We start from the raw sequence: 22,185 nt of genomic DNA on the forward strand, positions 1-22,185 counted from the left end.
GACCCGCCCGACCCCGACGTCACCCGCCAGAGGAGGCCGCCATGCAGCCCACTCGCCGCGCCTTCCTCGGCGGGGGCCTGGGCCTGCTCGGCCTGGGCGTGGCCGGCTGCGCGACGTCGCCCGCGGCGCCGTCCTCCGCCGCCCCGAGCTCCTCGGGCCCGGGCCGGCTGCTCGTGGTCGGCGCCCCGGCGCGGGCGCTGACGCGGGACCCGGCCCGCGCGCTGGACGTCGAGTCCTTCCGTCTGATCCGCCAGGTCTTCGAGACGCTGCTCGGCGTGGACGCGGACACCGGCGCCCCCACGCCCCGCCTCGCCGAGCGGCACGAGGAGTCCGACGGCGGCCGCCTCCACATGTTCCACCTGGTCTCCGGGGTGGTGTTCGACGACGGCGAGCCGTGCGACGCCGCCGCCGTGGTCGCGAACATCGAGCGGTGGGCCGCCGCCCCTGCGCCCGTGGACGGGACCGTGGCCCCGCCCTCCTCGTTCGTCTCGGCCTTCGGCGGATACGCCGGGGACGCGGACTCCGCCTTCGCCGGCGTCGAGGCCCACGGAGAGCTCGAGGTGCGGCTGCGCCTGCACTCCCCCCGCCGTCACCTCGCGGCCGCGCTGGCCTCGCCGGCCTTCGCGATCTCCTCGCCGGCCTCGTGGGACCGCACGGTCGACGTGGACGGCTCCGAGGTCACCACCCCAGCCGGCACCGGCCCCTACCGCTGGGCCGACGCCGCGGAGACCGCCGAGCTCACGCGCGCCCACCCGGGCGCCTCGGGCGCGACGATCCTGGTCCCCAGCGCCCGCCACCGCGGCTCCGATCCGGCGGCGTACCCGGTGGCCGTGCAGGCGTGGGGTCGGGCCTCCGTGCGCCTGCGGGAGCTGCGGCGCGGCACGGCGGACGTGATCGACGTCGTCGCCCCCGGCCAGCTGCGCCCCCTCGTCGAGGCCGGCACCCAGGTGCTGCCCCGGGACCCCCTGGGCGTGCTCTACGTGGGCATGAACCTGGACCACCCGCGCGTGCGCTCGCAGTACCTGCGCCAGGCGATCGCGTACGCGGTGGACCGCCCGCGCATCGCCGGCAGCGACGTCTTCCTCGAGGGCACCCGCCTGGCCCACGACCTCGTCCCCCCCTCCCTCGGCGTCGGCGACGAGGAGGCGCGGCGCTACGACGTCAACCCGGGCCGGGCCCGCGAGTTCCTCGGCCTGGCGGGATACGACGGGGAGCCGTTGGAGTTCCTCTACCCGGCCGGCACGGCCCGCCCCTCCCTGCCCGAGCCGGAGCGGGTCTACGCGATGGTCGCCCGCGACCTCGGCGCGGTGGGGATGCACATCGTGCCCGTGCCCGTGCCGGAGGACCAGGACTACCTGCACGCCGTCGTCTCCCGACCCACCCGAGCCCTGCACCTGATGGGCCGCACCGGCGACTACCGCGACCCGCACGCGTTCCTCGAGCCCTTCGCGCGCTCGGGCCGCGCCGAGACCGGCTACCGCAACCCGCGCGTCGTCGAGGACGTGGACGCGGCCGCGGCCGAGACCGACGACGACGCGCGCCGCGCCCTGTTCCGCCGCGTCGTCCGGGCCATGGCCCTCGACCTGCCGGCGCTGCCGCTGGTCTATCCGATCTCGGCCCTGGCCACCGGCCCGCGCGTGGCCTCCTACCCGACGTCGCCGCAGCTGGACGAGCCCTTCTCGCGCGTCAGGCTGACCGAAGGCTGAACGCACCGGTAGTACAGTGGGAGATCACGGCGCCCGGCCCGACCGCCACTGCTCGGCCTGGTCGCACTGCGCCCACCCGCCGTCGTTCTGCTTCAGGAGTTGACCGTGCCCACCACCTCGTCCACCGCCACCCACGACGTCGTCCTGATCGGCGGCGGCATCATGAGCGCCACCCTGGGCGTGCTGCTGCAGAAGCTCGAGCCCACCTGGTCCATCGCCCTGTACGAGAGCCTCGATCAGGCCGGCCTGGAGTCCTCCGACCCGTGGAACAACGCGGGCACCGGCCACGCCGCCCTGTGCGAGCTGAACTACTCGCCCATGGACAAGAACGGACGGGTGGACGTCACCAAGGCGCTGGGCATCAACGAGCAGTTCTGGACCACCCGCCAGTTCTGGTCCTCCCTGGTGGCGGACGGCACGCTCAAGGACCCCAAGTCCTTCATCAACCCGCTGCCGCACATGTCCTTCGTGTGGGGTGACGACCACGCGGACTACCTCCGCACCCGCTATGAGGCCATGTCCGCCCAGCCGCTGTTCGCCGGCATGGAGCACAGCGAGGACCCGGAGCAGATCCGTGCCTGGGCCCCGCTGCTGATCGAGGGCCGTGAGCCGGGCCAGCGCCTGGCGGCGTCCCGCAACACCGGCGGCACCGACGTCGACTTCGGCTCCCTCACCCGCCAGCTCATCACGGCCATGGCCGGCGCCGGCGCCGAGGTGCGCTTCGGTCACAAGGTCACCGGCCTCACCCGCGGCACGGACGGCCGCTGGGAGGTCAAGGTCAAGAACAAGGCCGCCGGCTCCGAGGTCGTGGACCGCGCCCGCTTCGTCTTCGTCGGTGCCGGCGGCGGCGCCCTGCCCCTGCTGCAGAAGTCCGGCATCCCCGAGGCCAAGGGCTTCGGCGGCTTCCCGGTCTCCGGCCAGTTCCTGCGCTGCACGGACGAGTCCGTGGTCAACCAGCACATGGCCAAGGTGTACGGCCAGGCCGCCGTCGGCGCCCCGCCGATGTCCGTGCCCCACCTGGACACCCGCTTCGTCAACGGCAAGCGGTCCCTGCTGTTCGGCCCCTACGCCGGGTTCTCCACGAACTTCCTCAAGACCGGCTCCTACCTGGACCTGCCGCTGTCCGTGCGCCCGCACAACCTCAGCACGATGCTGGACGTGGCCAAGGACAACATGGACCTGACCAAGTACCTCGTGACCGAGGTGCTGAAGTCCCGGGACAAGAAGATCGACGCGCTGCACGAGTTCTACCCGGAGGCCGACGGCGCCGAGTGGGAGCTGATCACCGCGGGCCAGCGCGTGCAGGTGATGAAGCGCAAGGGCCGCTTCGGCGGCGTCCTGCAGTTCGGCACCGAGGTCGTCACCCACGCGGACGGCTCGCTCGGCGGCCTGCTCGGCGCCTCGCCGGGCGCCTCCACCGCGGCCCCCATCATGGTGAAGCTGCTCGAGCGCTGCTTCCCCGCGAAGATGGCCGGCTGGGACGGCACGCTCAAGGAGCTCATCCCGTCCCTGGGCCACACGCTCAACGACGACCCGGCGCTGCTGGACGAGGTCCGCACCGCCACGGACGCCGCACTGAAGCTGGCCTGACGCCCCGATGGGAGCGCTCGCACGGTTCTCACTCGGTCGGCGGGCGCTCGTGGCGCTCGTCACCGTGTTCATCGCGGTGTTCGGTGTCCTCTCCGCCGGGCAGCTCAAGCGGGAGCTCATCCCCCCGCTCGAGCTGCCCGTCATCTCCGTCTCGACGCTCTACCCGGGGGCGTCCCCCGAGGTCGTGGACGCGCAGGTGGGCGAGCCCCTCGAGACGGCCCTGCAGGCCGTGGAGGGGCTCGAATCCTCGCGGTCCACGTCGCAGTCCGGCTTCAACGCGGTCCAGCTGGAGTTCGCCTACGGCACAGACCTGAACCGGGCCCGGTCCCAGGTGGACCGGGTGGTCGCCAACCTCGGGCCCCAGCTGCCGGAGGAGGCGGAGACCTCGTCCTTCGCAGGCTCCGTCTCCGACTTCCCGGTGGTCTTCCTCGCCCTGTCCGGGGACGAGGACCTCAACACCCTGCGCCGCCGCGCCGAGGACGTCCTGGCCCCGCGGCTGCAGAAGATCGACGGCGTCCGTGGCGCCGACGTCCTCGGCGGCACGGACGAGAACGTCTCCGTGGTCCCGGACCCGGCCGCGCTCGCCGCCGCCGGGCTGACCACCTCCGACATCACCGACGCGCTCGAGGAGAACGCCGGCCTCTTCCCCGTCGGCCAGGTCACCGAGGGCGCGACCACCTATCCCGTCCAGGCGGGCGCCGCCGTCGAGGACCTCGAGGGCCTGCGCGGGATCGTCGTCGCTCCCTCCGGCGACGGAGAACCGCGCACCCTGGACGAGGTCGCCGACGTCACCCTCGTGGCCGCGGCCCCCACCTCCCTGACCCGCACCGACGGGGTGCCGACGCTGTCCGTCTCCGTGACCGCGACCCCGGACGCCGACCTCGTGGCGGTCTCTCAGGCCGTGCGCGACGCCCTGCCGGAGCTGGCGTCCCTGGTCGGCGGCGGCGCGGACCTGACCGTGGTGTTCGACCAGGCCCCGTTCATCCAGCAGTCCATCGACACGCTGTTCCAGGAGGGCCTGCTGGGCCTGGCATTCGCCGTGCTGGTGATCGCCGTGTTCCTGCTCTCGGTGCGCTCCACCCTCGTCACCGCCGTGTCCATTCCGCTGTCCCTGCTGGCCGCCCTCATCGGGGTGGCGGCCTTCGGCTACTCCCTCAACACGCTGACGCTCGGGGCGCTGACGATCTCGATCGGCCGGGTCGTGGACGACGCGATCGTGGTGGTGGAGAACATCCGCCGGCACCTCGGCCTGGGCGCCGACCGGCGCACCGCGATCCTCGACGGCACGCGCGAGGTCGCCACCGCGATCACCGCCTCCACCCTCGTCTCCGTGGCCGTGTTCCTGCCCATCGCCTTCGTGGGCGGCCTGGCCGGCGAGCTGTTCCGGCCCTTCGCCGTGACCGCCACGGTCGCCCTGCTGGCCTCCCTCGTCGTCGCCCTGACGATCGTGCCGGTGCTGTGCTGGTGGTTCCTGCGCTCCCCGCGGCGCGGGGCCGAGACCACGGCCGCGCCCGCCGTCCCCGGCGACCGGCCCGTGGCGGCCGGCGGATGGCTCACCCGGGCCTACCGCCCGGTGCTGCGCTGGACACAGCGGCACACCGTGGTCACCCTCGCCGCCGCCCTGGCGCTGCTGGCCGGCACGGCCGCGCTGGTCCCGCTGATCCCCACGAACCTCCTGGGCGACTCGGGACAGAACTCGTTCGTCGTCACGGCGGAGCAGGAGCCGGGGACGTCGCTGGAGACCACGGCCGCCGCCGCCGAGCGCATCGAGCGGGTGCTGCTGGACACCGACGGCGTCGAGACGGTCCAGTGGACGGCCGGCACCGCCGCCGGTCCGATGGGGGCCTTCGGCGGCTCCTCGGCGGACCGGGCGCGGTTCACGGTGGTGACCGACCCGGATGCGGACCAGGTGGCCCTCCAGGACGGGGTGCGCGCCGAGCTCACGGGTCTCGACGGCGTGGGCGACGTGTCCGTCTCCACACAGCAGGGGCCGAGCGGCGGCCAGGACATCGAGGTGGCCGTCTCCGCCCCCGACCCGCAGGCCCTCACCGCGGCCGCCGATCAGGTCGCCGAGGCGCTGCGGCCCGTCGAGGGTGCCCGCGAGGTGACGACGCCGGCTTCGGACCTGCGCCCGACGTTCCAGGTGGACGTGGACACCGTCGCCGCCGCCCGGCTCGGCCTGACCGAGGAGGCGGTGGCCGGCCAGGCCGCCGCCGCCCTGCAGGCCGTGCCCGTGGGCGACGTCCGCTTCGGGTTCGAGAGCTTCGCGGTGCAGCTGGGTGACCCGGAGCCGGTCGAGTCCCTCGACGCCCTGCGCCAGGTGCCCGTGGAGACGGCCGAGGGGCCCGTGCCGCTGGGGGACCTCGCCGAGGTCTCGCGAGTGCCGGTGCCCGCCCGGGTGACGTCCTCGAACGGCGAGCGGACCGCCGTCGTCACGGTGACCCCGGACGACGAGGACCTCGGGGCCGTCTCGCGCCGGGTCACGCAGGCCGTGGCGGAGCTGGACCTGCCCGAGGGCGTCACCGCGGCCGTGGGCGGCGCGGCGGAGCAGCAGGCGCAGACGTTCCGGGACCTCGGACTGGCGCTGCTGGCCGCCGTGGCGACCGTGTACGTCGTGATGGTGGCGACGTTCAACTCGCTGCGCCAGCCGCTCGTGCTGCTCGTGTCGATCCCCTTCGCCGCCACGGGCGTGTTCCTGGCGCTGCTGGCCACCGGCACGCCGCTGGGACTGTCCACGATGATCGGGCTGCTCATGCTGGTGGGCATCGTGGTGACGAACGCGATCGTGCTGATCGACCTGATCAACCAGTACCGCCGCGACCGCGGCATGACCCTGGACGAGGCGATCGAGGTGGGCGCGCTCAACCGCGTGCGCCCGGTGGTGATGACGGCCCTGGCCACCGTCCTGGCCATGACCCCGATGGCCCTGGGCATCACGGGGCACGCGGGGTTCATCTCCCAGCCCCTCGCGGTGGCCGTGGTGGGCGGCCTGGTGTCCTCCACCCTGCTCACGCTCGTGCTCGTGCCCGTGCTGTACCGGCTCACCGAGGTCCGCGGGGAGCGCCGCCTGCAGGAGGAGCGCCGTGTCGCGGCCGAGCGGGAGGCGCAGCGCGTCGCGGCCGAGCGCGCAGCCGAGCAGGCGCGCCGGGCTGAGGAGCGTTGGGCGGCCCCGTCCGAGCTCGACGCCGGACGCCTCGGCCGACTCCGGCAGCGCCTCCGCCGGCGGTGGCGCCGGGCCTGACCGCTCGCGTGGCGCGAGCCGGAGCGGCGGGGCGCACCCCCGCCGCTCAGGCGCCGTCGTGCACCGCGAGGCTCGAGCCGCGCCGGTCCTTGCGCACCTCGAGGCGCACGCCGATCTCCTGCCTCATCCGTTCGACGTGGGAGACGAGGCCCACGGTCCGGCCACCGGTTCGCAGGGTGTCCACGACGTCCAGGACGTCGTCGAGGGTGTCCGCGTCGAGCGAGCCGAAGCCCTCGTCCACGAAGAGCGTGTCCAGTTCGATGCCGCCGGCTTCGGCCTGCACGGTGTCCGCGAGCCCCAGGGCGAGGGCGAGGGAGGCCATGAAGGTCTCGCCGCCCGAGAGCGTGGCCGGGTGGCGCGTCTCGTCCACGTAGTGGTCCCGGATGACGAGTTCGAGGCCCTTGTTCCCGCGCCCGCCCACGGCGTCGGAGTACTCGATCGAATACCGCTGGTCCGTCATGGCGAGCAGACGCTCGGTGGCCGCGGCGGCGACCTCCTCGAGCCGCCCGGCGAGGACGTAGCTCGTCAGGGGCATCTTGAGCAGGTTCTCCCCGCCGCCGCGGACGAGGTCGAGCAGCCCCCGCACCCGCGTGTGCTCGGCGATGAGCCCGGCGGACCGCTCCAGGACCTCGGTCAGGGCGGCTGACTGGCGGCGCACCGTGGCGACGAGTGAATCGAGTCGCCCGACCACCGTCGCCCGGGACGAGCTCGCGGCCTCGGCCGCGGCGAGCGCCTCGGCGGCGGCGCGGGTCTGCTCCTCGGTCGGCGGCTCGACGCCCGCCTCGGCGAGGGCGCGGCCCCGGCGGACGGGCTCGCTCGCCTCGAGCTCGGCGAGGCGGGCCCGTTCGGCGTGCCACTCCTGCACGGCGGCCGTGCGCGCGGCGGCCTCCGTCTCCTCGAGGCGGGCCGCGCGCGCCGCGTCGACGTCGTCGAAGTGCTGTTCGGCCAGCGCGGCGGTGAGCGCCTGGTCGGTCTCGTCGGCGACCGCCCGGGCGCGCGCGTCCTCGTCCTGCGCCGCAGCGAGGGCGGCCAGGACCCGGCGTGCGGCGGTGACCTGGTCGCGGCGGGCGTCGAGGGTCTCGGCGTCACCGCGGGCGGCCTCGACGGCGTCCCGCAGCTCGGTCAGCCGGGCGGCACGGTGGGCGGCGGCCTCGGCGAGCCGACCGTCCTCGGCCGCGAGCGCGGCGGCGGTCTCGTCGGCCCCGGCGAGCGTCTTCTCGGCGGCGGTCAGCCGCCGGCGGTCCGCGGCGAGGTCCTTCGCCGCCTGGTCCAGCGCGGCCCGTTCGGCCTCGGCGCGCTCGAGCGCCTCTCGCGCGGCCTCGGGTGCGAGCCCGGCGGCGGCCTCGCGCGCCGTGCGGAGGGTCTGCTCGGCGGCGCGCAGGGCGGTCTCGGCGTCGGTCGCGGCCCGGTCGGCCGCGGTCCGGGCCTGCTCGGCGTCCCGCACGTCCGCCTCGGTCACCGTGGTGTCCGCGGTGGCGGCCGGGGCCGGGTGCTCGGGCGAGCCGCACACGGCGCACGGCTCGCCGGGCACGAGCCGCTCCGCCAGTTCGGAGGCGGCCTGCTCGTACCGGGCACGCAGCAGACCGACGTGCCGTTCGGCGGCCTCGCGTCGCCGCTCCTGTGCCTCCCGGTGGGCCCGGGCCGCGGTCTCTGCCTCGACGGCGCGGGCGGCCGCGGCCTCGGCGGCCGTGCGGCGAGCGGCGGCCTCGGACACGGCGCGGTCCACGGCCTCCCGGGCGCCGAGACGCTCGGTGCCGCGTTCGACGGCCGCGCGGTGTGCCGCGACGGCCGCCTCACGCTCGGGGCGGGACTCGACCAGGGCGGCGCGGTCGCGGCCGATCTCGGCCCGACGCTCCGCCGCGGCGGCCGCCTCCTGCTCCAGCTCGCCCATCCGGGCACGGTCCTGGACGGCGCGTGCCACCGCCTCCGCGGCGCGCTCGGCCTCCCCCAGCGCCTGGCGGGAGGCGGGCGCGTCGGCGGCCCCGTCCGCCCGGGCGGCGGCGAGCCACGCCGCCGCGGTCGGCTCGTCCTCGACGTGCGCCAGGGCCTCCGTCACCGTCTCCGACGCGGTGCCGGCGGCGTCCGCCGCCGCGGTGGCCCGCTGGGCGGCCGCGAGCACCCGCCCGGCGCGCTCATGGGCGTCGACGGCGCGGCGCCGCGCCGCGGCGGTCTCGGCCTCGGCGTCGTGGTCGCGTCGACGGCTCGCCCACGCCTCGGCCGCGGCCAGGTCCCGCCCGCGGGTCTCCAGCTCACGCGCCGTCACCCGGGCCCGCTGCTCCGCGGCGCGGGCCGTGGCGAGGTCGGCCCGCGCGTCCTCGTGGGCGCGACCTGCGCGCTCGGCGGCGAGGGCGAGCAGCCGGTCGTCCGTGTCCGGTGACGGCTCCGGCGCATGCCAGTCCGGGCCGAGCGCCTCGTGGAGCGCCTCGGCCAGCTGTGCCCGCGCGGTCCGGGCCACGTCCGCGTCCACGGCCACCGCGGTGTCCAGCCGGGCCGTCTCGACGCGCAGGTGCTCCTCGACGCCGTCGAAGCGCTGCGTGCCGAAGAGCCGCCGCAGCAGGACGCGGCGCTCATCCGACTTCGCGGTGAGGAACTGGGCGAACTGTCCCTGAGGCAGCAGGACCACCTGCATGAACTGCTCGGCGTCCAGGTGCAGGACGGCCGCGATCTGCTGGCCGACCTCGTCCGCCCGGGTGAGCGGCGCCGTCCATTCCCCGTCCACGCGTTCCCGCAGGGAGACCGTGGCCTGCGTGGTGACGGTGGCGCCGCCCGCCGCGCTGCGTCTCCGGCGGGGCCGCTCGTGCTTGGGCGAGCGGACCACCTCGAAGCGCCGGCCCTGCACGGTGAACTCGACCTGCACCTCGGGGATCACCGCGCCGGGCTCGCGCAGCGTGGTCACGAGCGACTCGGCCGACCGTCCGCCCGGCACGGTCCCGTAGAGGGCGAAGCACAGCGCGGCCAGCACCGTGGACTTGCCCGCGCCGGTGGGCCCGTCCAGCAGGAACAGGCCGCCCGCGTTGAGCCGGTCGAAGTCGACGTCCTGCGCCTGGGCGTAGGGCCCGAGCCCCTCCAGGCGCATCCGATGGATCCTCATGCGCGCACCTCCCCCGCGCGAGCGGCCTCGAGGGCGTCCCGCAGCAGGTCCTGCTCGGCCCCGCTGGCCGGCCGCTGCCGGACGTGGTCCACGAAACCGACCGCGAGCGCGTGGTCCGAGGGTGCCTGCCGCAGGACCTGGGCGTAGGTCCGCTCCCGGGCCCGCCTCCCGCCGGCCGGTTCGTGGCGGAAGACGAGCACGGAGGGGAACCGGGTCTTCAGGCGCTCCAGGGCCCGCTCGGGGCGTTCGTCGTCGGTGACGGTGACCTGCACCCAGCACTGCTCCGCCCACGCGAACTCCGGGGACTCCAGCAGGTCCTCGATCGGCCCGGACAGCACCGCCAGGCGCCGTCCGGCGTCCCAGTCCACGGCCTCGACGTCGGTGACGGCCCCGCCCGTGACGTGGACGAGCCAGCCGCCCTTGCGGTGGCCCGCCTCGGAGAAGGAGTACGGCAGCGGTGAGCCGGAGTACCGCACGTGCTCTGCCAGCCGCTGGCGGCCGTGCAGGTGGCCCAGGGCCGCGTAGTCGAGCCCGTCGAACACGGAGACCGGCACCTGCCCCAGCGTGCCCACCAGCATCTCGGGCGGGGCGTCCGGCTCGACGTGCTCGCCCTCGCCGATGTCCCGTTCGGACTCGGAGCCGTGGCCCCCGGCCGCGAACAGGTGGGCCAGCACGACGGCGGCCACCGGCTCCGGCGTCTCGGCGCGGCGGGCGGCCAGATCGGCGTGGACGCGGCGGACCGCCTCCGTCAGCACGGCCGTGTGGTGGGGCTCCACGCCCCAGGCCGGTCCCTGGTGGCGCGGTTCGAGGTAGGGGATGCCGTAGACGGCCACGGTCTGGCCCGCGCCGCCGTCGACCCCGGGCTCGGTGAGCAGCACGGGGCGGTCCAGCTCCGCCGCGTCCGCGCGCACGTGCACGCCCGCGGCCGCCAGGAGTCCGCCGCCGAAGCCGAGGCGCACCGCCGAGTCGTGGTTGCCGCTCGTGAGCACCACCTGGGCGCCGGCCGCGTGCAGCCGGGTGAGCGTCCGGTCCAGCAGCCGGACGGCGTCCGCCGGCGGCAGCGCGCGGTCGTACACGTCCCCGGCCAGCAGGACGGCGTCCACGCCGCGCTCCGTCACGGTCGCGACGAGGGCGTCCAGGACCTCCTCCTGGGCCTCGAGCAGCCCGGTGCCGTGGAACGACCGGCCCAGATGCCAGTCCGAGGTGTGCAGCAGGATCATGCGGCCCACTCTAGGGAGGGTGTGGACGGGATAAGCACGACGCGGTGCAGCTCGTACGATGGCGGCATGTCCGCCACCGCGCCCGAGCCCACCGCCTCCTCGTCCACGCCCCTGCCCGGCCCCGAGCACGCCGACCGGGTCCTGGCCCTCCTCGCGGCCGGTGCCGCCGGGGACGCGCTGGGCGGCGTCGTCGAGTTCACCCCCGCGTCGGGGATCGCGGCGGTGCACGGCCCCGCCGGCGTCACCGACGCCGCGGACCTGCTCGCCCAGGAGGGCGCCCACGCCCTGCCGATCACCGACGACACGCAGCTGACGCTGTACGTGCTCGACGGCCTGCTCGAGTGGATCGAGTGGCAGAACGACGGCGTCCCGGCCGATCCTGCGGCGTGCGTGTGGCTCGCGTGCCTGCGCTGGTTCGCCACGCAGGACGGCGCGCTGCCCGAGGGCGCTCCCCCGGCCCCGCCCCGCTGGATCGACGCGCACGCGGAGCTGAAGGTGCGCCGCGCGCCGGGCACCGCGTGCCTGACCGGGCTCGCCGAACCGGGGATGGGCCTGCCGGGCGACCCGCACAACCCGGGTTCGAAGGGCTGCGGGACGGTCATGCGCTCGGCCCCGTACGGGATGGTGCCGGGGCTCGAGGACCCGCACGTCGTGTCCCTCGCCCGCCAGGGGGCCGTCCTCACGCACGGCCACCCCACCGCGTGGGTCGCGGCGGGCGCGTACGCCCTCGTCATCGCGGCCCTGCTGCGCGGCCTGGACCTGGCCGCCGCGGTCGCGCACGCCCGCGCGTGGCTCGACGGCCTGGGCGAGGAGGCCGCGGAGACCCGCGCCGCCGTGACCGCGGCGGTCGACCTGGCCGGCACCGTCGACGCCGACCCCGGCGCCCCCGGCGCCCTCCCCACCGCGCTCGGCGAGGGCTGGGTCGCGGAGGAGGCCCTGGCGATCGCGCTGTATGCCGCGCTCACCGCGCAGGCGGTGCACCCGGCCGATCCGGCGGCGGCGCTCGCCCTGGCGCTGCGGATCGGCGTGAACCACGACGGCGACTCCGACTCCACGGCCTCGCTGGCCGGGCAGGTGCTCGGCGTGGCGCACGGCACCGCCGTGTTCGGTGCGCACGACCCCGCGGACCGCGCCGCGGCCGAGGCCTCCGTCCCGGGGTGGATCGCCGAGCGCGAGGTCGTCCTGGAGGCCGCCCGGCGCTGGAGCGCCGCGACCACCTGAGTGGTTCAGCGCGCGGCGTCCGGCCAGTTCCCGTCGAGCATCTGCAGGAACTCCCCCTCGGAGACCAGGGCGATGGCCTGCCCACGGTCCCGCCGGCGCAGGGCGTCCCGCGTCTTGCGGTGCGCCAGCGCCGTGGTCACGGCCTGCGGTGCCCCGTCCTCGGCGCGCGGGCGGTGCAGGTCCGCGGCCTCGAAGCCGTCCCCCACGACGAGCATCGTGGTGGCCGCGCCCACCCGGTTCGCGGTCTGCGCGCCGTGCGCGGCCGCGCGCGTCTTGGCACTCTGACGCGACATGCCGATGCCGCCCGTGAACACCACGGTCTGGCCGAACAGGGGGTGGCCCGGGTCGGCGGCCGGGTTCGGGAGCGGATTGACGCCCTCGTCCGGCCAGCGCATGAAGTCGGGCATGGCGCGTTCGTCCCGCAGCGGGACCCGCGCGTCGAAGACGCCCTCGGTACGCCGGGCCTGGCGGGTGGCCTTCGACTCGGCGCCCGATCCCGCCGCCCGGGGGGCGAGGACGCTGACGCTCAGCCCCTGGGCCCGCATCAGGCGGTCGACGCCGCGGCCGGCCGGCGCGTCGGTCAGCCCGGGCAGAATCTCCGCGTCGGCCGGCGGCACCCCCAGCACGCGCCGGCCGATGTCCACGAGGATGGCCGCGCAGGCCTCGGCGTCGGCCAGTGCGTCGTGGTGGCGCCCCGGGGTGAACCCGGCCTCGCGCGCCGCGGAGGGCAGGGCGTACGAGGGCAGGTCGTAGACGCGGCGCGCCAGCACCAGGGTGCACACGAACTCCAGGCCCGGCACGTCCCGGCCGGAGACCTCGAGGCCGGACTCGATGACGCCGACGTCGAAGCCCGCGTTGTGCGCCGCGAGCACGTCCGTCCCCACGAAGTCCGCGAGCTCGTCGTACACCTGCGCGAACCGGGGGGCGTCCAGGACGCGGTCCTCGGTGATGCCGTGGATGCGCACGTTGCGGGGATCGAACCGGTCGAAGCCGACGGGCGGACGGATCAGCCACTCGGCACGGTCCACCATGACCCCGTCCCGCACCCGGACGGCGCCCACGGCGCACGGGGAGCCGCGGAAGCCGTTGGCGGTCTCGAAGTCGATCGCGGTGAAGTCCAGCCCCGGCACGGGGACGCGCCCGCCGCTCACGGGCGCGCGTCGAGCGCGTCCACCAGGTAGGGCAGCAGGGCGCGGAAGGCGTGCCCCCGGTGGCTGATCGCGTTCTTGTCCTCGGGGCTCAGCTGCGCGGTGGACACGTCCCGGCCCTCGGGCCGCAGGATCGGGTCGTAGCCGAAGCCGCCGTCCCCCACGGGCTCGCGCAGCAGCGTGCCGGGCAGGCGGCCGTGCTCGACGTGCTCGACGTGGATGGCCCGGGCGCCCGCGGCGTCCGGGCCGCTGGGGACCGCGAGCGCGGCGGCGCACACGAACTGGGCACCCCGATGCTCGTCCGGCACGTCGGCCAGCTGGGCCAGCAGCAGCTCGAGGTTGGCACGGTCGTCCCCGTGGCGCCCGGCCCAGCGGGCCGAGAAGATCCCGGGGGCGCCGTGCAGCACGTCCACGGCCAGACCGGAGTCGTCCGCGACGGCGATCAGCCCGGTGTGCGCGGCCACGGCGCGGGCCTTCTTCAGCGCGTTCTGGGCGAACGTGACGCCGTCCTCGACGACGTCCGGGGCGCCCACGGCGCCCGCGTCCACCACCGCGGCCTCCACGTCGAGGCCGGGCACGGCGCCGGCGAGCAGCTGCCGCAGCTCGCGCACCTTGCCCGCGTTGTGCGTGGCGAGCACGATGCGGGCGCCCTCCGGCAGGCCCGCCGACGAGGAGGCGGGCGCGCTCACGCCCGGTCCTCCGTGGCGGCGGCCAGGGTCTCGGCCTGGATGCGGGCCAGCTCACCCGTGCCGATCAGGGCCAGGTCCAGCAGGGTGTCCAGCTCGGCGCGGGTGAACGGCGCGCCCTCGGCGGTGCCCTGCACCTCCACGAACTCCCCGGCCCCGGTGACGACCACGTTCATGTCCGTCTCCGCCTTCACGTCCTCCACGTACGGCAGGTCGAGGACGGGCACCCCGTCCACGATGCCCACGGACACCGCGGCGACGGAGTCCTTGAGGACGGCGGCGCCCTTGGCGAGGATCCCCTCGCGCCGCGCCCAGGCCACCGCCTCGGCGAGGGCGACGTAGGCGCCCGTGATGGCGGCGGTGCGGGTGCCGCCGTCGGCGTCGAGGACGTCGCAGTCCAGGACGATGGTGTTCTCCCCCAGGGCGGACAGGTCGATGACGGCGCGCAGGGACCGGCCGATCAGGCGGGAGATCTCGTGGGTGCGCCCGCCGATCCGGCCCTTGACGGACTCGCGCTGGCTGCGCTCGTTGGTGGCCCGCGGGAGCATCGCGTACTCGGCGGTGACCCAGCCGGTCCCCTCGCCCTTGAGCCAGCGCGGCACGCCCTCGGTGAAGGAGGCGGTGCACAGCACGCGGGTGTTCCCGAACTCGATCAGGGCCGAGCCCTCCGCCTGCCGGGACCAGCCCCGGGTGATGGTGATGGGGCGCAGCTCGTCGACGGCGCGGCCGTCCGGGCGGGGGGCGGTGGGGGCGGGAGAGCTCATGGCCTCCAGTCTAGGCGCGCCCTCAGACGCCGTAGCTCAGCCCCGAGACGGCGACGGCCAGCGGGCCGTCGTACACCGCGCGGGCCTCCTGGACGGCGCGCTGCGGATCGTTCCACACCGGCAGGTGTGTGAGCAGCAGCTTCCGGGCCCCGGCCTGCGCCGCCGTCTCGCCGGCCCGTCGGCCGGTCAGGTGGACGCCGTCGATGCCGTCGTCCCGGCCCTCGTGGAAGGCGGCCTCGCACAGGAACACGTCCGCGTCCCGCGCGGCCTCGACGAGCCCCTCACACGCGTCGGTGTCCCCGGAGTAGGTGAGCACGCGGGTGGTGACGTCGCCGTCGTCGTCGACGCGGTCCACCTCGACCCGGATCGCGTAGGCCTCGTCGATGGGATGGCGCACGGGGACCGGGGTGAACCGGAACGGACCGAGCCGCTCGGTGCGGCCGGCGGCCCAGCACCGGAACTCGAAGTCCTGGTGCATCCCCGGCTCGGGGTCCATCCCGTACGCCTCGGCGATGCGGTCGGCGGTGCCGGCGGGTCCGTAGACGGGCAGCCGGCCGCGGTCCCAGCCGGCCGGGTTCCAGCGGATGGCCACGTGCATCCCGCACAGGTCCATGAAGTGGTCCGGGTGCAGGTGGGAGAGCAGGATGCCGTCCAGGTCCTCGAGCTCGACGTAGCGCTGCAGCACGCCGAGGGCGCCGTTGCCGAGGTCCAGCAGGATCCGCCATGTGCGCGGGGTGACGCCGTCCTCGGCCACGCCCTCGGCGGTGAGGAGGTAGCACGAGGCGGGTGAGCCCGGGCCGGGGAAGGACCCGGAGGCCCCGATGATGGTCAGCTTCACGTCACACCCTCCTGCTCGGCGCCCAGCCGCACGAAGGCCGTCGAGCGCGTCGGGACCGGCGCGGCCGCGGGGCGGGGCGCGCCGATCGTCTCCAGGCGGCGCACGGACTCGACCTCGGGTCCGAGGAAGCGGCGCGCGAGGGCCTGGAAGTGGTCGGGGTCGCCGGTGGCGGCGAAGCGGTGGCGGGTGGCCTGGCCGGAGCCCGCGGCCGAGTGGGGGTGCTCGAGGCCGAGGCGGACCAGTTCCCGGTAGAGGTCCTTGGCGGTCTCCTCCGCGGAGGAGACGAGCGTGACGTCCTCCCCCATCACGAGCGAGAGGGCGCCGGTCAGCAGCGGGTAGTGGGTGCATCCCAGCACGAGGGTGTCCACGCCCGCCGCGCGCAGCGGGGCCGTGTACTCCCGGGCGGTCTCCAGCAGTTCGGGGCCGGTGGTGATGCCGGCCTCCACGAACTCCACGAACCGCGGGCACGCGACCGAGGTGATCTCGAGGTGCGGGGCGGCCGAGAACGAGTCCTCGTAGGCGCGGGACCCGACGGTCGCCTCGGTGCCGATCACGCCGATTCGGCCCGTGCGGGTGGCGGCCACGGCGCGGCGCACGGCGGGCTGGATCACCTCGATCACGGGGATGCCGTGGCCTCCCGTGTAGCGCTCGCGGGCGTCGCGCAGCACGGCGGCCGACGCGGAGTTGCACGCGATCACGAGCGCCTTGACGCCGCGCGCGACGAGCTCGTCCATGATCGCCAGGGCGAGGGCCCGTACCTCGGCGATGGGCCGCGGGCCGTACGGCGAGTGCTCCGTGTCGCCCACGTAGAGGATGGACTCGTGGGGCAGCTGGTCCATGATCGCCCGGGCCACGGTCAGCCCGCCCACGCCCGAGTCGAACACGCCGATCGGCGCGGCGGCGTCCACGGCGGCGCGCTGGCCGCTCACTGCTCGTCCTCCGCGTCCCCGGCGCCCGGCGCGGACTCGTCCGCGCCCTCGGGCAGCTCGCTGAGCATCTCCGTCATGAGCGTCTCCAGCAGCCACGAGGTGAAGTTGTAGAGCAGGGCCATGGTGGACTCGACGTCCTCCGCGCTGCGCCAGTCGTCCACGGCGTGCACGCGGGCGGCGTCCTCCTCGGTCTCGACGCCCAGGCGGGCGGCCAGGACGAGGCGCACGTCGTTGAGCGCGCGGCCGAAGGCCGGCGCCTGGTCGTGCGGCACCTCCACGCGCGTCGAGCGCAGCAGCTCGAGGGCCAGGCGCGCGTCCGCGAGCTTCCCCTCCGACAGGGCGTCCTCGGTCAGGGCCCGGTGGGCGCCCTGTTCGGCGGCGCCGGCCTGGGGCATCGCATCCGGCAGGAGGCGTGCGACGGCCGGGTCGGTGGGGGCCGAGCGCTGCGGCTCCGGGTCCTGGCTCAGGTGCAGGCCGGAGACCAGCCCCCAGAACGCGGCGTCGGACGCGTCCAGCCCGGCCACGGGGCCCGCGTCCTGCGCGGCGGACACGGACGGCGGCGCCGCCGGGGGATCTTCGGGCGTGTCGACGCCGTCCTCGGCGGCCGGGGCCTCGGCGGGGTCCGCCTCGGCGGGGCGCACGTCCGCGCGTCGGCCCTCGAGCAGGGCGACGACGTCCCTGACCAGCCCGCGCAGCAGGCGCACCTCCGGCAGCTCCAGCTGCGCCGTGTACCCCCGCCGCGTCCAGCGGAACCGTTCTGCCATGCCCCTCCTCAGTCCTCCGCCTGCTCCAGCGTGGCCCACAGACCGTAGCCGTGCATCGCGCCCACGTGCAGCTCGGCCTTCTCCTTGGTGCCCGTCGCCACCACGGACCGGCCCCGCTCGTGGACCTCGAGCATGAGCCGCTGCGCCTTGGCGGCGGAGTAGCCGAAGTGGGTGCGGAACACGTAGGCGACGTAGCTCATCAGGTTCACCGGGTCGTTCCACACCACGACGTTCCACGGCCGGTCCCGGGCTGTGTCCTCGTGAGGCCGCTCCAGCAGGGCGGTGTCGGTGGCGCCGGCGGGGACGGACTCACCCGGCGCCGGACGCACGGCGCGCGGCGCGGACGGATCGTGGCGGGTCAGCACGGACATGCGCCCCAGTGTACGAGGCGGGCGGGCCAGGACCGGCCCCGCCACGGTCCACTAGGGTGGGCGCGTGAGCCAGAACCCCGTGCCCAGCGCCCCGCGGACCGCCGACGACTGGCAGATCCCCACGGCGCTGATGACCGACCACTACGAGCTGACCATGCTCCAGGCCGCGCTGAAGGCCGGCACCGCGCACCGCCGCTCCCGCTTCGAGCTGTTCACCCGACGCCTGCCCAGCGGCCGCCGCTACGGCGTGGTGGCCGGCGTGGGCCGCGCGCTGGAGGGCCTGTCCCGCTTCCGGTTCGACACGCCCGAGCTCGACTTCCTCGCGGACACCACCGCCCTCGACGACGCCACGCTGGCCTGGCTCGCCGACTACGAGTTCACGGGCGACATCGTGGGCTACGCCGAGGGCGAGGCCTACTTCCCGCATTCCCCCCTCCTGCAGGTGGAGTCGACGTTCGCCGAGGCGTGCATCCTGGAGACCTACCTGCTCTCCATCTACAACTACGACTCCGCCGTGGCCTCCGCCGCCTCCCGCATGACGGCCGTCGCGGACGGCCGCCCGTGCGCCGAGATGGGCTCGCGCCGCACGCACGAGGAGTCCGCCGTGGCCGCCGCCCGCGCCGCGGCCATCGCGGGCTTCACCGCGACCTCGAACCTCGAGGCGGGCCGCCGGTACGGCATCCCGACCGTCGGCACCGCCGCCCACTCCTTCACCCTGCTGCACGACTCGGAGCGCGCCGCCTTCGAGGCCCAGGTCGCCGCGCTCGGAGCGGACACCACCCTCCTCGTGGACACGTATGACGTGGAGCAGGGCGTGCGCACCGCGGTCGAGGTGGCCGGCCCGGCCCTGCGGAACGTCCGGGTCGACTCCGGCGACCTCGTGATCCAGGCCCACCGCGTGCGCGAGCTGCTCGACGAGCTGGGCAACACCGAGACCGGGATCATGGTCACCTCGGACCTGGACGAGTACGCGATCGCCGCCCTGCGCTCCGCCCCCGTCAGCTCGTACGGCGTGGGCACGCGCCTGGTCACCGGGTCCGGCGCGCCCACCGCCTCCATGGTCTACAAGCTCGTGGCCCGCCAGGACGACGACGGCACGTGGGTGGACGTGGCCAAGGCCAGTTCCGGCAAGGCCAGCCGGGGCGGCCGCAAGGAGGCCGCGCGCCGCCGCGACCCGCGGGGCCGGGCCACCGCCGAGGTGATCGGCGTCAACCGCAGCGCCGCGCCCGACGCCGACGACCGTCCCCTGCTGCACCGTTTCGTGCACGCCGGCGAGCTGGCCGAGGGCTGGACCGGCCCCGAGGCCGTCACCCGCGCCGCCGAGCGGCACGCCGCCTCCCTGCGCGAGCTGCCCGCCTCGGTGGGCCGCCTGCAGCCGGGCGACCCCGCCATCCCGACCATCTTCCTGGAGGACTGACCCATGGAGAACCTGAACCGCGCCCTGGTGATCGTGGACGTGCAGAACGACTTCTGCGAGGGCGGCGCCCTCGGCGTGGCCGGCGGCGCCGCCGTCGCGGCCGGGGTCAGCGAGCACCTGGCCGAGCACGCGGACGCCTACGCGGCCGTGGCCGCCACGCGCGACTGGCACGTCGACCCGGGCACGCACTTCGCCGCGGCCACCGGCGCCGAGCCGGATTTCCGCACCACCTGGCCGGTGCACTGTGTGGCCGGCACCGCCGGCGCCGAGCTGCATCCCGACCTGGACGCCGAGCACCTCGACGCCGAGTTCCTCAAGGGCCTGCACACGGACGCCTACTCCGGCTTCGACGGCGCCCTCGGCGAGCCCGACGCCGTCCCGACCGGGGCCGCGGGCGAGCGCCCCTCCGGGACCGTCGGCCCGTACGGGGCCACCGCCGTGGCCGCGGCCGCCGTCGAGTCCGGCGCCCCCGGCCTCGACGAGTGGCTCCGTGAGCAGGGCGTGGACGCGATCACCGTGGTGGGCATCGCCACGGACCACTGCGTGCGCGCCACCGTGCTCGACGCCCTCGACGCCGGCTACGAGGTCACCGTGCTGACCGACCTGGTGGCCGGCGTCGACGAGGCGGCCGCCCAGGCCGCGCTCCACGAGATGGAGGCCGCCGGGGCCATCCTGGCGACCTCGTGAGCGGGTGCGGCCCCGGCGGGCGTGCCGGAGCCGGTCCCCGACGTCGACGAGGAGAGCAGCCATGACCGACTCCCCCATCGCCGCAGACCGGGACGGCATCCGCTACCTCTCCGGGGCGATCCCGGCCGCCGACGATGTCCGCGCCCTCTACGACGCCGTGGGCTGGTCCGCCTCCACGGGGGACATGGACACGCTCATGGGCGGGCTGCAGGGCTCGGCCACCGTGGTGACCGCCTTCGACGGCGGCCGACTGGTCGGTCTGGCCCGCGTGGTCTCCGACGGACACACCATCGCCTACCTGCAGGACATCCTCGTGGATCCGGGGCACCAGCGCCGCGGCATCGCCTCCGAGCTGCTGCGCCGCGTCTTCGCGCGGTTCGGCCAGGTGCGTCAGCACGTGCTGCTCACGGACACCGAGGAGCGTCAGCGCGCCTTCTACGAGGCCCATGGATTCCGCGAGTCCCATGACGTGGAGGGCGACGAGCTGCGCGCCTTCGTGCGCTTCCAGTCCCGGGACGGCTGAGCCCGGCGCTCAGGCCGACACGGCCTGCCGCTCCCCCCGGGCGGGGGCGGCGGTGAGATCGCCGAGCCGCTCGGCCTCGTGCGGGCCGGGCTTCATGGCGCGCAGCGCGTTGACGATGGCCACGACGTCCACGAGCTCCTGGAACAGCGCGCCGACCAGAGCCGGGATGGCGCCCGTGGCGGCGATGACCATTAGGACCAGGGAGAGCGCGATGCCGACCCAGATCGACTGCGTGGCCACCTGCAGGGTGCGCTGGCCGGCGGCCACGGCGACGGCGACCTTGGAGACGTCGTCGGCGAGCACCACCACGTCGGCGGACTCGGAGGCGGCGGTCGAGCCGCGGGCGCCCATGGCCACGCCCACGTCCGCGGCGGCGAGCACGGGGACGTCGTTGACGCCGTCGCCGACCATCATCACCGGGCGCTCAGGGCGCTCGGAGAGCAGGCGGACCTTGTCCGCGGGCAGCAGGTCCGCGTGGACCTCGTCGATGCCCGCCTCACCGGCGATGTGCCGTCCGGTGGCCTCGGCGTCGCCGGTGAGCATGAGGACCCGGCGTGCGCCGAGGCGGTGGAGCGCCTGCACGGTGGCGGCGGACTCGGGGCGGATGCGGTCGGCCAGCAGCAGGACGCCGGCGAAGGCGCCGTCCACGGCCACGTAGACGGCCGACTGACCGGGGGCGAGGTCGGCGGTGACGGTGTCCGGGGCGGCCTGCGTGACGTAGGCGCGCTTGCCGACGACGACGCGGCGCCCCTCCAGCACCGCGACGACGCCGTGGGTGGCCTCCTCCGTGGCATCCTGCGCGGTCGCCAGGGACAGCCCGCGCTCCTCGGCCGCCGCGCGGATGGCGTCGGCGAGCACGTGCACGGAGTACTGCTCGGCGGAGGCGGCCAGGCGCAGCAGCTCGTCCTGGGCGAAGCCGGCGGCCGGGCGCACGCCGACCAGCTCGGGGCGGCCGGCGGTGAGGGTGCCGGTCTTGTCGAAGCCCACGGTCTGCACGGAGCCGAGGGCCTCGATGGTCCCGCCGGACTTCACGATCACCCCGGACGTGGCGGCGCGGGACATGCCGCCGAGGAAGGCCACCGGAGCGGCGATGAGCAGCGGGCATGGCGTGGCCACCACGAGCACCTCGGCGAAGCGGACCGGGTCCTGGGACAGCCACCAGGCCAGGCCGGCGATCAGGTAGGCGACGGCGGTGAACGGCACGGCGTAGCGGTCGGCCAGGCGCACCATGGGGGCGCGGGACTCGGCCGCCTGCTGCACGAGGGAGACGATGGCCGCGTACTGCGAGTCGGCCGCGGAGGCGGTCGCCTCGAGCACGAAGGCGCGGGTGCCGTTGAGCGCGCCGGACATCACGGCCGAGCCGGTGCGGTGCGTGACGGGCAGGGACTCGCCGGTCAGGGAGGACTCGTCCAGGTCCACGGCGACCTCCCCGCCGTCCTCGGCGGAGGCCACGGTGCCGTCCACGGGAAGCACCTCGGCGGGACGCACCAGGAGCCGGTCACCGGGACGCACCTCCTCCACCGGCACGTCCTCCACGGAGCCGTCCGGGCGCAGTCGGTGCGCGCGCTGCGGGGCGCGGTCCAGCAGGGCGGACAGATCCCGCCGGGCGCGGCCGGCCGCGTAGTCCTCGAGGGCCTCCCCGCCGGTGAGCATCAGGCAGACGAGCACGGCGGCGAGGTGCTCCCCCACGAGCACGGTGGCGACGATCGCGGTGACGGCGAGGACGTCCACACCCCAGTGCCCGCGCATGAGGTCCCTGACCATGCCGACCGAGGTCCACGCGGCCACCACCAGGGCGTACGCCGAGGCGATCCAGCGCGCGGGATCCTCCGCCCCCGCCAGGTGCAGGCCGAGGGTGAGGGCGACGACGACCAGTGTCGCGAGCACCCACGGGTACCGCGCGGCGAACCCGAGGACGGCGGGGCGCGACGACGACGGGGACGGGGCGGACACGGGCATGGCGACTCCTGACATCGTGCCCCCATTCCA

17 protein-coding genes are annotated in these 22,185 nt (G+C 75.6%); 7 read left to right on the forward strand and 10 right to left on the reverse strand.

Going from position 1 to position 22,185, the window contains the following annotated elements:
• Positions 1 to 41: 41 nt before the first annotated feature.
• The 3 genes from G6R13_RS01080 to G6R13_RS01090 all read left to right on the forward strand — a co-directional run bounded on the left by G6R13_RS01080 (position 42) and on the right by G6R13_RS01090 (position 6,537).
• Positions 42 to 1,706, forward strand: coding sequence for an ABC transporter substrate-binding protein (locus G6R13_RS01080; RefSeq protein ID WP_159833063.1), 1,665 nt, complete (start codon positions 42 to 44; stop codon positions 1,704 to 1,706).
• A gap of 99 nt (positions 1,707 to 1,805) precedes the next feature.
• Positions 1,806 to 3,296 carry a malate:quinone oxidoreductase gene (locus G6R13_RS01085; RefSeq protein ID WP_208011144.1) on the forward strand — a complete coding sequence of 497 codons (1,491 nt, stop codon included), beginning with the start codon at positions 1,806 to 1,808 and terminating at the stop codon, positions 3,294 to 3,296.
• Between the two features lie 7 nt (positions 3,297 to 3,303).
• Entirely contained in the window at positions 3,304 to 6,537 is a 3,234-nt protein-coding gene (locus G6R13_RS01090) for an efflux RND transporter permease subunit (protein WP_159833059.1), read from the forward strand.
• A gap of 46 nt (positions 6,538 to 6,583) precedes the next feature.
• Here the strand turns inward: G6R13_RS01090 and G6R13_RS01095 are convergent, their stop codons facing one another.
• Positions 6,584 to 9,628: an SMC family ATPase gene (locus G6R13_RS01095; RefSeq protein ID WP_159833057.1), complete on the reverse strand. Its 3,045-nt coding sequence runs from the start codon at positions 9,626 to 9,628 to the stop codon at positions 6,584 to 6,586.
• Positions 9,625 to 10,848, reverse strand: coding sequence for an exonuclease SbcCD subunit D (locus G6R13_RS01100; RefSeq protein ID WP_069941941.1), 1,224 nt, complete (start codon positions 10,846 to 10,848; stop codon positions 9,625 to 9,627). The genes G6R13_RS01095 and G6R13_RS01100 overlap by 4 nt, the downstream gene beginning before the upstream one ends.
• 66 nt (positions 10,849 to 10,914) lie before the next feature.
• On the opposite strand from G6R13_RS01100, the gene G6R13_RS01105 reads away from it, so the two are divergent.
• On the forward strand, positions 10,915 to 12,069 hold the full coding sequence (locus G6R13_RS01105) for an ADP-ribosylglycohydrolase family protein (RefSeq protein WP_049145222.1): 1,155 nt from the start codon (positions 10,915 to 10,917) through the stop codon (positions 12,067 to 12,069).
• A 5-nt stretch (positions 12,070 to 12,074) separates the two neighbouring features.
• Here G6R13_RS01105 and G6R13_RS01110 read toward each other — a convergent pair whose 3' ends face one another.
• From G6R13_RS01110 to clpS, 7 genes are read right to left on the reverse strand one after another with little or no spacing between them, the layout of a single operon-like run.
• Positions 12,075 to 13,220 (reverse strand): exonuclease domain-containing protein, encoded by a 1,146-nt coding sequence (locus G6R13_RS01110; protein WP_049145224.1) that lies wholly within the window; start codon positions 13,218 to 13,220, stop codon positions 12,075 to 12,077.
• A complete protein-coding gene (locus G6R13_RS01115) occupies positions 13,217 to 13,906 on the reverse strand; it encodes a non-canonical purine NTP pyrophosphatase (protein WP_044659188.1) in 690 nt (229 codons plus the stop codon). Before G6R13_RS01115 ends, G6R13_RS01110 begins: the two co-directional genes overlap by 4 nt.
• Positions 13,903 to 14,667 (reverse strand): ribonuclease PH, encoded by a 765-nt coding sequence (gene rph, locus G6R13_RS01120; RefSeq protein ID WP_036382145.1) that lies wholly within the window; start codon positions 14,665 to 14,667, stop codon positions 13,903 to 13,905. Before rph ends, G6R13_RS01115 begins: the two co-directional genes overlap by 4 nt.
• Positions 14,668 to 14,689: 22 nt before the next feature.
• The gene (locus tag G6R13_RS01125) at positions 14,690 to 15,505 is read right to left on the reverse strand and encodes an MBL fold metallo-hydrolase (protein WP_069941944.1); all 816 of its coding nucleotides are present in this window, start codon (positions 15,503 to 15,505) and stop codon (positions 14,690 to 14,692) included.
• Complete coding sequence (gene murI / locus G6R13_RS01130) at positions 15,502 to 16,434, reverse strand: glutamate racemase (RefSeq protein ID WP_049145229.1); 933 nt, start codon at positions 16,432 to 16,434, stop codon at positions 15,502 to 15,504. The genes G6R13_RS01125 and murI overlap by 4 nt, the downstream gene beginning before the upstream one ends.
• Positions 16,431 to 17,198, reverse strand: coding sequence for a DUF2017 family protein (locus G6R13_RS01135; RefSeq protein WP_069941945.1), 768 nt, complete (start codon positions 17,196 to 17,198; stop codon positions 16,431 to 16,433). Before G6R13_RS01135 ends, murI begins: the two co-directional genes overlap by 4 nt.
• A gap of 8 nt (positions 17,199 to 17,206) precedes the next feature.
• Positions 17,207 to 17,569, reverse strand: a complete 363-nt coding sequence (gene clpS, locus G6R13_RS01140; RefSeq protein ID WP_002857236.1) for an ATP-dependent Clp protease adapter ClpS — start codon at positions 17,567 to 17,569, stop codon at positions 17,207 to 17,209.
• A 64-nt stretch (positions 17,570 to 17,633) separates the two neighbouring features.
• On the opposite strand from clpS, the gene G6R13_RS01145 reads away from it, so the two are divergent.
• The 3 genes from G6R13_RS01145 (at position 17,634) to G6R13_RS01155 (ending at position 20,196) form a co-directional block, all read left to right on the forward strand.
• Positions 17,634 to 18,986: a nicotinate phosphoribosyltransferase gene (locus tag G6R13_RS01145; protein ID WP_010079001.1), complete on the forward strand. Its 1,353-nt coding sequence runs from the start codon at positions 17,634 to 17,636 to the stop codon at positions 18,984 to 18,986.
• A 3-nt stretch (positions 18,987 to 18,989) separates the two neighbouring features.
• Positions 18,990 to 19,673 carry an isochorismatase family protein gene (locus G6R13_RS01150; protein WP_049145233.1) on the forward strand — a complete coding sequence of 228 codons (684 nt, stop codon included), beginning with the start codon at positions 18,990 to 18,992 and terminating at the stop codon, positions 19,671 to 19,673.
• 61 nt (positions 19,674 to 19,734) lie between these two features.
• Entirely contained in the window at positions 19,735 to 20,196 is a 462-nt protein-coding gene (locus G6R13_RS01155; RefSeq protein ID WP_159833055.1) for a GNAT family N-acetyltransferase, read from the forward strand.
• Between the two features lie 9 nt (positions 20,197 to 20,205).
• On the opposite strand, the gene G6R13_RS01160 is transcribed toward G6R13_RS01155, so the two are convergent.
• Positions 20,206 to 22,155: a heavy metal translocating P-type ATPase gene (locus G6R13_RS01160; protein WP_159833053.1), complete on the reverse strand. Its 1,950-nt coding sequence runs from the start codon at positions 22,153 to 22,155 to the stop codon at positions 20,206 to 20,208.
• Positions 22,156 to 22,185 lie beyond the last annotated feature (30 nt).

It is taken from the genome of Micrococcus sp. Alg238-R198, from assembly GCF_900537135.1.
Lineage (GTDB): Bacteria > Actinomycetota > Actinomycetes > Actinomycetales > Micrococcaceae > Micrococcus > Micrococcus luteus.

Bases quoted from the DNA above. Each gene is read 5' to 3' on its own strand.
- rph (WP_036382145.1), bottom strand. From the start codon at position 14,667: ATGAGCTCTCCCGCCCCCACCGCCCCCCGCCCGGACGGCCGCGCCGTC.
- G6R13_RS01160 (WP_159833053.1), bottom strand. From the start codon at position 22,155: ATGCCCGTGTCCGCCCCGTCCCCGTCGTCGTCGCGCCCCGCCGTCCTC.
- G6R13_RS01100 (WP_069941941.1), bottom strand. From the start codon at position 10,848: ATGATCCTGCTGCACACCTCGGACTGGCATCTGGGCCGGTCGTTCCAC.
- G6R13_RS01080 (WP_159833063.1), top strand. From the start codon at position 42: ATGCAGCCCACTCGCCGCGCCTTCCTCGGCGGGGGCCTGGGCCTGCTC.
- G6R13_RS01090 (WP_159833059.1), top strand. From the start codon at position 3,304: ATGGGAGCGCTCGCACGGTTCTCACTCGGTCGGCGGGCGCTCGTGGCG.
- G6R13_RS01105 (WP_049145222.1), top strand. From the start codon at position 10,915: ATGTCCGCCACCGCGCCCGAGCCCACCGCCTCCTCGTCCACGCCCCTG.
- clpS (WP_002857236.1), bottom strand. From the start codon at position 17,569: ATGTCCGTGCTGACCCGCCACGATCCGTCCGCGCCGCGCGCCGTGCGT.
- G6R13_RS01095 (WP_159833057.1), bottom strand. From the start codon at position 9,628: ATGAGGATCCATCGGATGCGCCTGGAGGGGCTCGGGCCCTACGCCCAG.
- G6R13_RS01150 (WP_049145233.1), top strand. From the start codon at position 18,990: ATGGAGAACCTGAACCGCGCCCTGGTGATCGTGGACGTGCAGAACGAC.
- G6R13_RS01155 (WP_159833055.1), top strand. From the start codon at position 19,735: ATGACCGACTCCCCCATCGCCGCAGACCGGGACGGCATCCGCTACCTC.
- G6R13_RS01135 (WP_069941945.1), bottom strand. From the start codon at position 17,198: ATGGCAGAACGGTTCCGCTGGACGCGGCGGGGGTACACGGCGCAGCTG.